A 12498-nucleotide genomic window follows, 5' to 3' on the forward strand; every position below is an offset into this window, starting at 1 on the left:
GCTGTCCAGGCCTCGGCCGCGCCTTTGGTGAACGGCGTCGTGCTCAGGGCCGCTCCCCACGCTTGACCTGGGGCTTGGGCAGCCGCAGCCGGCGCATCTGGAGCGAACGCATCAGCGCGTACGCGACCGCACCGCGGCGGCGCTCGTCCGGGAAGCGCTCGGCGAGCCGCTTCTTCAGCCGGAAGCCGGTGACGATCGAGTCCAGCACGATCAGCACGATCACGACCAGCCACAGCAGCAGCGCGACGTTCTGCAACGAGGCCACCCGGATCATGCTCAGCACGAGGATGATCACGGCCATCGGCAGGAAGTACTCCGCGATGTTGAACCGCGAGTCGACGAAGTCGCGGGCGAACTTGCGGACCGGGCCCTTGTCGCGGGCCGGCATGTACCGCTCGTCGCCCTTGGCCAGCGCCTCGCGCTGCCGGGCCATCGCGGTCCGCCGCTCCTCGCGCTGCCGCTTGGCGGCGTCCTTGCGCGTCATCGGCGTATTGGCGACGCTGCGGCGCTGGGACTGGGCCACACTGCGCTTCGGCGTGGGCCTGCCCTTGGGGGCCTGCGGGTCACGGGGCTGATTGGAGTCGGTCACCGGCGCGCTGACGGCGCTCTGGGCCTTCTCTTCCTTGGCACGGCTACGGAACACAAAACCCAAGGGTACGGGGTGTTGGGGTGTGGACCCCAGTCCAGTGGGGAACGATCCGGCAACGCCGGACGTCTGTAAGGGGACAGAGCGGAAGTACGGCGCGGATGGTGCGCACGGCCCCGGACACCGGGACTTTCCGGACAACCCCGGGGAGCACCTACTCCCTGCGCCGGACGGGGAACGTACGCAGTCGTCCTTGGGGATGAGCGCATCCGTCCCCGAACAGTGCGGTAATGGATGCAGGGCCCGTACTGTGGGTTCTGTCGCAGGTGCTGGAGCTGGAGTCGGTCAGAAGGGGGCGCGCGAAGCCCATGAGCGGTGTCATGAAGCGTATGGGGATGATCTTCCGCGCGAAGGCCAACAAGGCCCTTGACCGGGCCGAGGACCCGCGCGAGACCCTCGATTACTCGTACCAGAAACAGCTGGAGCTGCTCCAGAAGGTGCGCCGCGGCGTCGCCGACGTGGCGACCAGCCGCAAGCGGCTGGAGCTCCAGCTCAACCAGCTCCAGTCCCAGTCGGGCAAGCTGGAGGACCAGGGGCGCAAGGCGCTGGCGCTGGGCCGCGAGGACCTGGCCCGCGAGGCGCTGTCCCGGCGCGCCGCGCTCCAGCAGCAGGTCACCGACCTGGAGACGCAGCACGCCACGCTCCAGGGCGAGGAGGAGAAGCTCACCCTTGCGGCCCAGCGCCTCCAGGCCAAGGTGGACGCCTTCCGCACGAAGAAGGAGACCATCAAGGCCACCTACACGGCGGCCCAGGCGCAGACCCGCATCGGCGAGGCGTTCTCCGGCATCTCCGAGGAGATGGGCGACGTCGGCCTGGCCATCCAGCGGGCCGAGGACAAGACCGCCCAGCTCCAGGCCAGGGCCGGTGCCATCGACGAGCTGCTCGCCTCCGGTGCGCTCGACGACCAGTCCGGCATGCACAAGGACGACATCCAGGCCGAGCTGGACCGGCTCTCCGGTGGTACGGATGTAGAGCTGGAGTTGCAGCGCATGAAGGCCGAGCTGGCCGGGGGTTCCGCCTCCGACCGCCAGGCCATCGAGGGCGGCCAGGGTCAGGGCCAGGCCCCGTCGCAGTCCCAGCAGCAGCCGCAGGACACCCCGCGCTTCGACAAGCAGTAGCCCACGCCTAGGAGGGCCGACATGATCGTACGGATCATGGGGGAGGGACAGCTGACGCTGGCCGACGGCCGGCTCGGTGAGCTGAACAAGCTGGACGACGAGCTCCTGGCCGAAATGGAGAACGGCGACGGCCCAGGCTTCCGCGCGACCCTCCAGGCCCTCCTGGCCAAGGTCCGGGAACTGGGCGAGCCCCTCCCGGACGACACCCTGGAGCCCTCCGACCTCATCCTTCCCTCCCCGGACGCCACCCTGGAGGAGGTCCAGGAACTCCTGAGCGACGACGGCCTCATCCCGGGCGGCACCTGAGGGGCGCGGGTGACTGCATCCAGCCCGTCCGGCGCTTGAGGACGAGGCCCGTTCAGGGCCGGAGCGGGGGTCTGGGGGCGCAGCCCCCGGCCAACGCCCACCGCATGCGGGGCCCCTCATGAGACACGCCCAGTCCAGCTACCGTAAAAAACCGTGAGCACACTCGCCCGCGCCCGCTGCACCATCGGCGCCCACCCCTCCGCCCTGGACGCCGCCCTCGCCGTAGCCGTCCTGCTGTGCATGCTCGCCGGCTCCTTCGTGGACCCGCACGGCCCGGAGGGCGTCAGCTGGGGCCTGCGCACCCCCGACGCGCTCAGCCTCGCCCTCATGACCCTCGGCGCCGCCGCGCTCGCCTTCCGACGCCGGCGGCCGATGGCGGTCCTCGTCGTCACGGGCGGCGTCTCCGTCGTCGAGAGCGTCACCGGCGACCCGCGCGCCCCGGTCGTCATGTCCGCCGTCATCGCCCTGTTCACCGTCGCCGCCTCCACCGACCGGCCCACCACCTGGCGGGTCGGCCTGCTCACCATGACGGTGCTCACGGGCGCCGCCATGCTGGCCGGCCCCCTGCCCTGGTACGCGCAGGAGAACCTCGCCGTGTTCGCCTGGACCGGTATCGGCGCGACCGCCGGGGACGCCGTCCGCAGCCGCCGGGCCTTCGTGCAGGCCATCCGGGACCGGGCGGAGAAGGCCGAGCGCACCCGGGAGGAGGAGGCGGGCCGCCGTGTCGCCGAGGAGCGGCTGCGCATCGCCCGCGACCTGCACGATGTGGTCGCCCACCACATCGCCCTGGTCAACGTGCAGGCCGGGGTCGCCTCGCACGTCATGGACAAGCGGCCCGACCAGGCCAAGGAGGCGCTCGCCCACGTACGGGAGGCCAGCCGGAGCGCGCTGGACGAGCTGCGGGCCACCGTCGGCCTGCTGCGCCAGTCCGGCGACCCGGAGGCACCGACCGAGCCCGCCCCGGGCCTCGCCCGCCTCGACGAACTCGTGGGCACCTTCCACCACGCCGGACTGCGGGTCGAGGTGGCGCGCACCGACCAGGAGACCGGGCTGCCCGCCGCCGTCGACCTGGCCGCCTACCGCATCATCCAGGAGGCGCTGACCAACGTGCAGAAGCACGCGGGGCGGCAGGCCAAGGCCGAGGTCAGCGTCGTGCGGGTGGGGCCGAACATCGAGGTGACCGTGCTCGACGACGGGGCCGGCGAGGGCGAGGCCCCGGACGGCCCGGCCGAGGGCGGCGGACACGGGCTGCTCGGCATGCGCGAGCGCGTCACCGCCGTGCGCGGCACCCTCACCACCGGTCCCCGCTACGGAGGCGGTTTCCGCGTGCATGCGATCCTTCCGGTCAGGAACCGCACCGACGCCGCCACCGACGCCACCAAGGACCCCGTATGACGATCCGTGTGCTGCTCGCCGACGACCAGGCGCTGCTGCGCAGCGCCTTCCGGGTGCTGGTCGACTCCGAGCCCGACATGGAGGTGGTGGGGGAGGCGTCCGACGGCGCGGAGGCGGCCCGGCTGGCCGCCGAGCAGCGGGCCGACGTGGTGCTGATGGACATCCGGATGCCCGGCACGGACGGTCTCGCCGCCACCCGCATGATCAGCGCCGACCCGTCCCTCGCCCATGTGCGCGTGGTCATACTGACCACCTTCGAGGTCGACGACTACGTGGTGCAGTCCCTGCGCGCCGGTGCCTCCGGCTTCCTCGGCAAGGGCTCGGAGCCCGAGGAACTGCTCAGCGCGATCCGGGTCGCGGCCGGGGGCGAGGCGCTGCTGTCGCCGACCGCCACCAAGGGACTGATCGCCCGCTTCCTCGCCCAGCAGGACACGGCCGACGAGGACCGCGACCCGGCCCGCGCCGAGCGGCTGGAGTCGCTGACCGTGCGCGAGCGCGAGGTGCTGGTCCAGGTGGCCGGCGGGCACTCCAACGACGAGATCGCCGAACGGCTGGAGGTCAGCCCGCTGACCGTGAAGACCCACGTCAACCGGGCCATGGCCAAGCTGGGTGCCCGGGACCGTGCCCAGCTGGTCGTCATCGCGTACGAATCCGGACTGGTACGTCCAAGGGTGGAGTGAGCGCCGCCCGGGTGTACTGCGGTGGGAGTAGGCCCGGGATAAGGAAATGGACCTGGGGCCTAGGGATGCGGGGCCCCGCATGGCTCAGGGTGTTGGGGTGGGCGCTCACGTGTGTCGCCCGCGACCGGCGCTGCCATGTGCCCCGTCCCCCGCTCGGCCACAGAAGAGAGACCCTGACCCATGTCCTGGCTGTCGAGATTCAGCCTCGCGCAACGGGCCCTGATAGGCCTGATGTCGATCGTCGCGCTCGTCTTCGGCGCGATCGCCATCCCCCAGCTCAAGCAGCAGCTGCTGCCCACCATCGAACTGCCCATGGTGTCCGTGCTGGCTCCGTACCAGGGCGCCTCGCCGGACGTGGTCGAGAAGCAGGTCGTCGAGCCGATCGAGGACAGCCTCGAGGCCGTCGACGGGATCTCGGGCGTCACCTCCACGGCCAGTGAGGGCAACGCCGTCATCATGGCGTCCTTCGACTACGGCCCGAACACCCAGCAGCTCGTCGCCGACGTCCAGCAGGCCGTGAACCGGGCCCGCGCCCAGCTCCCGGACGACGTGGACCCGCAGGTCATCTCCGGCTCGACGGACGACATCCCGACCGTCGTCCTCGCCGTGACCTCGGACAAGGACCAGCAGGCGCTCGCCGACCAGCTCGACAAGACCGTCGTCTCCGAGCTGAAGGACATCGACGGTGTCGCCCAGGTCGTGGTCGACGGCGTCCGCGACGTCCAGGTCACGGTCACGCCGGACCCGGCGAAGCTGGCCGCGGCCAAGGTGAGCCCGCAGGTGCTCGCCCAGTCCCTCCAGGCGGGCGGCGCGACCGTCCCGGCCGGTTCCTTCGACGAGGACGGCGCCAACCGCACCGTCCAGGTCGGCGGCGGCTACACCTCGGTCCAGCAGATCCAGGACCTCATGGTCACCGGCGAGGGCGTCGACAAGCCGGTCCGCCTCGGCGACATCGCCACGGTCAAGGAGGAGGAGGCCAAGGCCGACTCCCTGACCCGCACCAACGGCAAGCCGTCCCTCGCGGTCGCCGTGACGATGGACCACGACGGCAGCGCGGTCTCCATCTCGAACGCCGTCGAGGACAAGCTCCCCGACCTGCGCGAGCAGCTCGGTTCCGGCGCGACCCTCACCGTGGTCAGCGACCAGGGACCGGCGGTCTCCAAGGCCATCTCGGGCCTGACCACGGAGGGCGGGCTCGGTCTCCTCTTCGCCGTGCTGGTCATCCTGGTCTTCCTGGCCTCGATCCGCTCCACCCTGGTCACCGCGGTCTCCATCCCGCTGTCGGTGGTGCTGGCGCTGATCGTCCTGTGGACGCGCGACCTGTCGCTCAACATGCTGACGCTGGGCGCCCTGACCATCGCCATCGGCCGCGTCGTCGACGACTCGATCGTGGTGCTGGAGAACATCAAGCGGCACCTCGGCTACGGCGAGGAGCGCAAGGACGCCATCCTGGGCGCCGTCCGCGAGGTCGCCGGAGCGGTCACCTCGTCCACGCTCACCACGGTCGCCGTGTTCCTGCCGATCGGTCTGGTCGGCGGCATGGTCGGCGAGCTGTTCGGCTCCTTCAGCCTCACCGTCACCGCGGCGCTGCTCGCGTCCCTGCTGGTGTCGCTGACGGTCGTCCCGGTGCTGTCGTACTGGTTCCTGCGGCCCCCGAAGGGCACCCCCGAGGACGCGGCCGAGGCCCGCAGGCTGGCCGAGGAGAAGGAGGCCAAGAGCCGCCTCCAGCGCTTCTACGTGCCCGTCCTGCGCTTCGCCACCCGCCGCCGTCTGACCAGTGTGACCATCGCGATCGTCGTACTGGTCGGCACCTTCGGCATGGCGCCGCTGCTGAAGACCAACTTCTTCGACCAGGGCGAGCAGGAGGTCCTCAGCGTCAAGCAGGAGCTGAAGCCCGGCACCAGCCTCGGCGCGACCGACGCGCAGGTGAAGAAGGTCGAGAAGCTGCTCGGCGACACCGAGGGCGTCAAGGACTACCAGGTCACCATCGGTTCGTCCGGCTTCATGGCCGCCTTCGGCGGCGGCACGGACACCAACCAGGCCTCGTACCAGCTGATGCTGGAGGACTCGGCGAACGCCGAGGACATCCAGGACCACATCGAGGACGGGCTGGCGAAGCTCGGCGACGGCATCGGCACCACCACGATCGCCGCCGGTGACGGCTTCGGCAGCCAGGACCTGAGCGTCGTCGTCAAGGCGGCCGACGGGCAGGTGCTCCGCGACGCGGCCGAGCAGGTCCGCAAGGCGGTCGCCGGTCTCGACGACGTCACCGACGTCGCCAGCGACCTGGCGCAGAGCGTGCCGCGGATCTCGGTCAAGGCCAACGCGAAGGCCGCCGCGGCGGGCTTCACCGACCAGACCCTCGGCGCGGCCGTCGGCCAGGCGGTGCGCGGCACCCCGGCCGCGAAGGCGACCCTGAACGACACCGAGCGCGACGTCGTCATCAAGTCGGCGCAGCCCGCCGAGACGATCGCCGAGCTGAAGGCCCTGAACCTGGGCGCGGTCAAGCTCGGTGACATCGCCACCGTGCGGCTGGTGGACGGTCCGGTCTCGATGACCCGCATCGACGGCCAGCGCGCGGCGACCATCACCGCCAAGCCGACCGGCGACAACACCGGCGCGGTCGGTGCGGACCTCCAGTCGAAGATCAACGGCCTGGACCTGCCGGCCGGCGCCACCGCCGAGATCGGCGGCGTCACCGCGGACCAGGACGATGCCTTCGTCAACCTGGGCCTGGCCATGCTCGCGGCGATCGCGATCGTCTTCATGCTGCTGGTGGGCACCTTCCGGTCGCTGGCCCAGCCGCTGATCCTGCTGGTGTCGATCCCGTTCGCGGCGACCGGCGCGATCGGCCTGCTGATCGCCACGGGCACCCCGATGGGCGTCCCGGCGATGATCGGCATGCTGATGCTGATCGGCATCGTGGTCACCAACGCGATCGTGCTGATCGACCTGATCAACCAGTACCGCAAGCAGGGCTACGGCGTCGTCGAGGCCGTCGTCGAGGGTGGGCGGCACCGTCTGCGGCCCATCCTGATGACGGCCCTGGCGACGATTTTCGCCCTGCTCCCGATGGCGCTCGGCGTCACCGGCGAGGGCGGCTTCATCGCCCAGCCGCTCGCGGTGGTGGTGATCGGCGGTCTGATCACGTCGACGCTGCTGACCCTGCTCCTGGTCCCGACGCTCTACGCGATGCTGGAGCTCCGCAAGGAGCGCCGGGCGAAGAAGCGGGCCGCGAAGAAGGGCGGCGGCGACGTGCCGCCGCAGCCGGCGGCGTCGGACGAGCCGGAGCCGGCGCAGGTCTGACGGCGGCGGCCGAACGCAGGAGGGTGTCCCCACCGCTCGGTGGGGACACCCTCCGTGCTCTCGCGCCGTGGGAACCGCCTACGGCAGCGCCAGCATCCGCTCCAGCGCCAGCTTCGCGAAGGCCTCCGTCTCCTGGTCGACCTCGATGCGGTTGACCAGGGTGCCCTCGGCCAGCGACTCCAGGGTCCAGACCAGGTGCGGGAGGTCGATGCGGTTCATGGTCGAGCAGAAGCAGACCGTCTTGTCGAGGAAGACGATCTCCTTGCCCTCGGGGGCGAAACGGTTCGCCAGTCGCCGGACCAGGTTCAGCTCGGTCCCGATGGCCCACTTGGAACCGGCCGGGGCCGCCTCCAGTGCCTTGATGATGTACTCGGTCGAGCCGACGTAGTCCGCCGCCGCGACGACCTCGTGCTTGCACTCGGGGTGCACCAGGACGTTCACGCCCGGGATGCGCTCCCGCACGTCGTTCACCGAGTCGAGGCTGAAGCGGCCGTGCACCGAGCAGTGACCCCGCCACAGGATCATCTTCGCGGCGCGCAGCTCCTCGGCCGTCAGCCCGCCGTTCGGCCGGTGCGGGTTGTAGACGACGCAGTCCTCCAGGGACATGCCCAGGTCCCGCACCGCGGTGTTGCGGCCCAGGTGCTGGTCCGGCAGGAAGAGGACCTTCTCGCCCTGCTCGAAGGCCCAGTTCAGGGCGCGCTCGGCGTTGGAGGAGGTGCAGATGGTGCCGCCGTGCTTGCCGGTGAACGCCTTGATGTCCGCGGACGAGTTCATGTACGAGACGGGCACGACCTGCTCGGCGATCCCGGCCTCGGTCAGCACGTCCCAGCACTCGGCGACCTGCTCGGCGGTGGCCATGTCCGCCATGGAGCAGCCGGCCGCCAGGTCGGGCAGGACCACCTTCTGGTCGCCGGAGGTCAGGATGTCGGCCGACTCCGCCATGAAGTGCACACCGCAGAAGACGATGTACTCGGCCTCCGGACGCGCGGCCGCGTCCCGGGCCAGCTTGAAGGAGTCGCCCGTGACGTCGGCGAACTGGATGACCTCGTCGCGCTGGTAGTGGTGACCGAGGACGAAGACCTTGTCACCGAGCTTCTCCTTGGCCGCACGGGCGCGTGCGACCAGGTCCGGGTCGGAGGCCGAGGGCAGGTCCCCGGGGCACTCCACACCGCGCTCGCTCCTCGGGTCGGCCTCACGGCCGAGCAGCAGCAGGGCGAGGGGCGTCGGCTGTACGTCGAGCTCCTGGGTTTGGGCGGTGGTCACGACACGCACCCTTTCTACTTTTCGTCGACCCTTTTCGTCGAACTGACGCTATATATCATAACCGGTTCACGTCACTTTGACGATGGCGATAGTGTCGGTGTGACGTGAATCCCGGCGTCCGAGAGCCGCGGTGCACGGCCGACGTCCACCGGCCGCTGACCGTCGCCGGGGGCGTGTGCGAGCATGAAGGGAGCGCCGAGGACAAAGACTCGGTCTGCCCGGAATGAATCCGCGGCTCCGTCGGTTGACACCGTCGGCAAGCAGTCTCCGTACAACCCGGGAGAGATGTAGATGTCCGTATCGGACGAGACCACCACCGTCACCGACGGCATCATCCTGACCGACGCCGCCGCGTCGAAGGTCAAGGCGCTGCTCGACCAGGAAGGCCGTGACGACCTCGCCCTGCGCGTCGCCGTCCAGCCCGGCGGCTGCTCCGGCCTGCGGTACCAGCTCTTCTTCGACGAGCGCTCGCTCGACGGCGACGTGGTGAAGGACTTCGGCGGCGTCAAGGTCACCACCGACCGCATGAGCGCCCCGTACCTCGGCGGCGCCACCATCGACTTCGTGGACACGATCGAGAAGCAGGGCTTCACGATCGACAACCCGAACGCGACGGGCTCCTGCGCCTGCGGCGACTCCTTCAGCTGACGGACCGAGCCGCGCGGCACCCGAGCGCGACGGACAAGGGCGGCGGCCCGGGGTACCTCCCCGGGCCGCCGCCCTTTTGCCACGTGCGTCACGCCGCGTGCGTCACGCTGCGTCCGCCACGTCCGTCACGCTGCGTCCGTCACTCCGCGGGCGTCGGGCGTCACCGGCCGCCGGAGGGAGCCGGCAGCCGCGCGCCCGGCTTGTGGACGGGGATGTCCTCGCCGTCCTTGCCCACGACCGTCCGGTCGCCCAGCGGCTCGTCGAGCGGCACCGTCCGCTCGTACTCCTTGGCGATCAGGATGCAGACCTTGTCCGGGTGCGGGGTCTCGGTCACCGTGACGGTCACCCGCCCGCCGCTCTCCTCGGCCTTCGCGTCGTAGTCGGAGCAGACTCCGCCCGTGAAGTGCACGGTCAGCTCGCCGTCGGCGGCCGTGTAGCCGCTGATGTCGACGTCCCGCGGCTCCCCGGGCTTCGAGGCCGGATCGTCGGACGGCGCCGGGGACGGTTCGGCGGAGCCCGCCGTGGTCAGGAACCTCGGCTCGACGGCCGGATACGTGACCGTCACGGCGTCCCGCGCCCCCGGCGCCCGCACCTCGAACAGCCAGGACGGCACCAGCGTCTGCCGCCCCCGTACCGGATGCGCGGCCAGCCCGAACACCGCGTCCTCGACGGCGGCGACCTGCTTCTTCCCCGTCCCGGGCCGCTCCGGAGCGCCGGTCGGCGCAGCGCACGGCAGGTCGGCGCCGTCCTGGTGCGGCACGGGACTGGCACAGCCGCCGATACCCCCGGCACCCGTGTCCGCTCCGGCCCCGGCACCCGGCTCGTTCAGCAGCGCCAGCGTCCGCTCGGCGTCCAGGACGGGGTAGACGTCCCCCTTGACCGGCGCCTTCACCTGTCCGCTGCCGCCGACCACCCGGCCCCGCGCGTCGACGACGATCCCGGTCGTCCAGCCGTACGTGGGCAGCCCGCCCACCTCCGGTTCCGCGTTCACGGCCCGCCGGGCGCCCATGACCTGGCTCGCGTCCAGCTTGGCGTCGTCCTGGCCCAGCGCCTTCAGCACCGGCGCCGCCGCCTTCTTCGCGGCCGCCTCGCCCACCGGGTCCCCGTCGGCGGAGGGGCCTTTGCAGACGGCGCCCTTCTTGCAGTTGTCGGTGCCGGGCGCGTAGCGGTGGAAGGTCCAGGTGCCCGGCGCCTGACGGCTCACCGTGAGCAGCGGCCCGGAACCGTCCCCGTCGTTGCCGACCTTCCACGCCTCGCCCTGGGTGCGGGGCGCGCCCTCGACGCCCAGCGCCTCGGCCAGCCGGGCCACCTCGGCCTCGGTGACGTCACCCTCCGCCCGGTACACCGGCGCCGAGCCGGGCCCCTCGGGAAGCGGCCCGTCGGCGCGGTAGGTGACGCCGTACGGGTCGGGCTCGCCCGGCGCGATGCCGTTCGAGCCGCCGTCCTGGGACACCCCGTGGCCGTCGAGGGGCAGCGGCGGGGGAGTGTCGTCGCCCGAGGCCCCGGACGCCGTACCGCCGTCCGGGTCACCGTCGGCGGCGGACGTGGCCACGTACGCGCCGCCCGCACCCACGAGCAGCACCGCGGCGGCCACCGACGCGACCGCGACCGCCCGGGGGCGCCGCCGCGCGGGACGCCCGCCGGCCTCGTCGGCGGGGTCGTCGTTGTCGGGTCGCTCGGTGTTCACCGCATCGCTCCTTCGGCTGTTGCTGGGGACAGCGATGGGACGCGGTGGGCCGGGATCCGGTTCCCGGTGGCGGCACGCGTCGCCCGAACGGCCCCGAGGCCGCCCGGCGGCCGCTCAGTCGCCGTACTCGGACATCGCCTCCAGCAAGCGGGCCGAGGCCGGCGGCACCCGGACGCCGTGGATGAGGGCGAGGGGCACCGGCCGCGCCGGGACGTGGGCCGGCGCCGACCAGCGCGGAGTCATCCGGGCGCAGTCGCCGCGCAGCGACGCCAGATCGCCGTCCAGGTCGGCCGGAGCGGGGTCGGCGGTCCTCAGGTTCGTCATAACAGAACCGTAGGCACGTCCCGTACCGCGAAGAAAGTTGTACTACCGGGTAGTTTCGCCTGCTTCAGCCTTGCGGTGCCGCCGGGTAGCGTGAACCGTCAACCCGCCTCCCCTCAGGAGAGAGTCCACGCCGTGCGCATCGCAGTCACCGGCTCCATCGCCACCGACCACCTCATGACCTTCCCCGGCCGCTTCTCCGACCAGCTCATGGCGGACCAGTTGCACACGGTCTCGCTCTCCTTCCTGGTCGACCAGCTGGACGTGCGCCGGGGCGGCGTCGCCGCGAACATCGCCTTCGGCATGGGGCAGCTCGGCACCCGCCCGATCCTGGTCGGCGCCGCCGGCTCCGACTTCGCCGAGTACCGGGCCTGGCTGGACCGGCACGGCGTCGACACCGGCTCGGTGCGGATCTCCGAGACCCTGCACACCGCCCGCTTCGTCTGCACCACCGACGCCGACCACAACCAGATCGGCTCCTTCTACACGGGCGCGATGAGCGAGGCCCGCCTCATCGAACTGAAGACCGTCGCCGACCGCGTGGGCGGCCTCGACCTGGTCTCCATCGGTGCCGACGACCCGGAGGCGATGCTCCGGCACACCGAGGAGTGCCGCACCCGGTCCATCCCCTTCGCCGCCGACTTCTCCCAGCAGATCGCCCGGATGAACGGCGACGAGATCCGGATACTGCTGGACGGGGCGACCTTCCTCTTCTCCAACGAGTACGAGAAGGGGCTCATCGAGACCAAGACCGGCTGGAGCGAGGCCGAGATCCTCGACCGCGTCGGCCACCGCGTCACCACCCTCGGCGCGCGGGGCGTGCGCATCGAGCGGGCCGGCGGCGAGACCATCGAGGTCGGCGTCCCCGACGAAGAGCGCAAGGCCGACCCCACGGGCGTCGGCGACGCCTTCCGCGCGGGGTTCCTGTCGGGACTGGCGTGGGGGGTCTCGCTGGAGCGGGCCGCGCAGGTCGGCTGCATGCTGGCGACGCTCGTCATCGAGACGGTGGGGACGCAGGAGTACCAGCTGCGGCGCGGGCACTTCATGGAGCGGTTCACGAAGGCGTACGGGGACGAGGCCGCGGGGGAGGTCCAGGCGCACCTGGGCTGAATGCGGGGGGCGACTATT

Annotated in this window: 11 protein-coding genes; 7 read left to right on the forward strand and 4 right to left on the reverse strand. The window is 71.5% G+C overall.

What is annotated here, in order from left to right:
• Positions 1 to 43 precede the first annotated feature (43 nt).
• The gene (locus tag B9W62_RS28140; protein ID WP_179236136.1) at positions 44 to 682 is read right to left on the reverse strand and encodes a DUF3043 domain-containing protein; all 639 of its coding nucleotides are present in this window, start codon (positions 680 to 682) and stop codon (positions 44 to 46) included.
• A gap of 284 nt (positions 683 to 966) precedes the next feature.
• Here B9W62_RS28140 and B9W62_RS28145 point away from each other — a divergent pair, with 284 nt between their 5' ends.
• The 5 genes from B9W62_RS28145 to B9W62_RS28165 all read left to right on the forward strand — a co-directional run bounded on the left by B9W62_RS28145 (position 967) and on the right by B9W62_RS28165 (position 7451).
• Positions 967 to 1764 (forward strand): PspA/IM30 family protein, encoded by a 798-nt coding sequence (locus B9W62_RS28145; protein ID WP_306426460.1) that lies wholly within the window; start codon positions 967 to 969, stop codon positions 1762 to 1764.
• A gap of 21 nt (positions 1765 to 1785) precedes the next feature.
• On the forward strand, positions 1786 to 2070 hold the full coding sequence (locus tag B9W62_RS28150; protein ID WP_087809775.1) for a PspA-associated protein PspAA: 285 nt from the start codon (positions 1786 to 1788) through the stop codon (positions 2068 to 2070).
• 153 nt (positions 2071 to 2223) lie between these two features.
• Positions 2224 to 3465 carry a sensor histidine kinase gene (locus tag B9W62_RS28155; protein WP_087809776.1) on the forward strand — a complete coding sequence of 414 codons (1242 nt, stop codon included), beginning with the start codon at positions 2224 to 2226 and terminating at the stop codon, positions 3463 to 3465.
• Positions 3462 to 4145 (forward strand): response regulator, encoded by a 684-nt coding sequence (locus tag B9W62_RS28160; RefSeq protein WP_087809777.1) that lies wholly within the window; start codon positions 3462 to 3464, stop codon positions 4143 to 4145. The genes B9W62_RS28155 and B9W62_RS28160 overlap by 4 nt, the downstream gene beginning before the upstream one ends.
• 180 nt (positions 4146 to 4325) lie before the next feature.
• Positions 4326 to 7451 (forward strand): efflux RND transporter permease subunit, encoded by a 3126-nt coding sequence (locus B9W62_RS28165; protein WP_087809778.1) that lies wholly within the window; start codon positions 4326 to 4328, stop codon positions 7449 to 7451.
• A 78-nt stretch (positions 7452 to 7529) separates the two neighbouring features.
• Here the strand turns inward: B9W62_RS28165 and nadA are convergent, their stop codons facing one another.
• On the reverse strand, positions 7530 to 8714 hold the full coding sequence (gene nadA, locus B9W62_RS28170) for a quinolinate synthase NadA (protein ID WP_087812144.1): 1185 nt from the start codon (positions 8712 to 8714) through the stop codon (positions 7530 to 7532).
• A 291-nt stretch (positions 8715 to 9005) separates the two neighbouring features.
• Here nadA and B9W62_RS28180 point away from each other — a divergent pair, with 291 nt between their 5' ends.
• Positions 9006 to 9362, forward strand: coding sequence for a HesB/IscA family protein (locus B9W62_RS28180; RefSeq protein ID WP_052839876.1), 357 nt, complete (start codon positions 9006 to 9008; stop codon positions 9360 to 9362).
• A 160-nt stretch (positions 9363 to 9522) separates the two neighbouring features.
• On the opposite strand, the gene B9W62_RS28185 is transcribed toward B9W62_RS28180, so the two are convergent.
• Together B9W62_RS28185 and B9W62_RS28190 are read right to left on the reverse strand one after the other, a co-directional pair.
• The gene (locus tag B9W62_RS28185) at positions 9523 to 11049 is read right to left on the reverse strand and encodes a hypothetical protein (protein WP_087809779.1); all 1527 of its coding nucleotides are present in this window, start codon (positions 11047 to 11049) and stop codon (positions 9523 to 9525) included.
• Positions 11050 to 11163: 114 nt separating this feature from the next.
• A complete protein-coding gene (locus B9W62_RS28190) occupies positions 11164 to 11373 on the reverse strand; it encodes a hypothetical protein (protein WP_087809780.1) in 210 nt (69 codons plus the stop codon).
• A gap of 132 nt (positions 11374 to 11505) precedes the next feature.
• Between B9W62_RS28190 and B9W62_RS28195 the strand changes: the two genes are divergently transcribed.
• Complete coding sequence (locus tag B9W62_RS28195; protein WP_087809781.1) at positions 11506 to 12480, forward strand: carbohydrate kinase family protein; 975 nt, start codon at positions 11506 to 11508, stop codon at positions 12478 to 12480.
• The last annotated feature ends 18 nt before the right edge of the window (positions 12481 to 12498 follow it).

This window comes from Streptomyces sp. CS113, assembly GCF_002188365.1.
Lineage (GTDB): Bacteria > Actinomycetota > Actinomycetes > Streptomycetales > Streptomycetaceae > Streptomyces > Streptomyces tendae.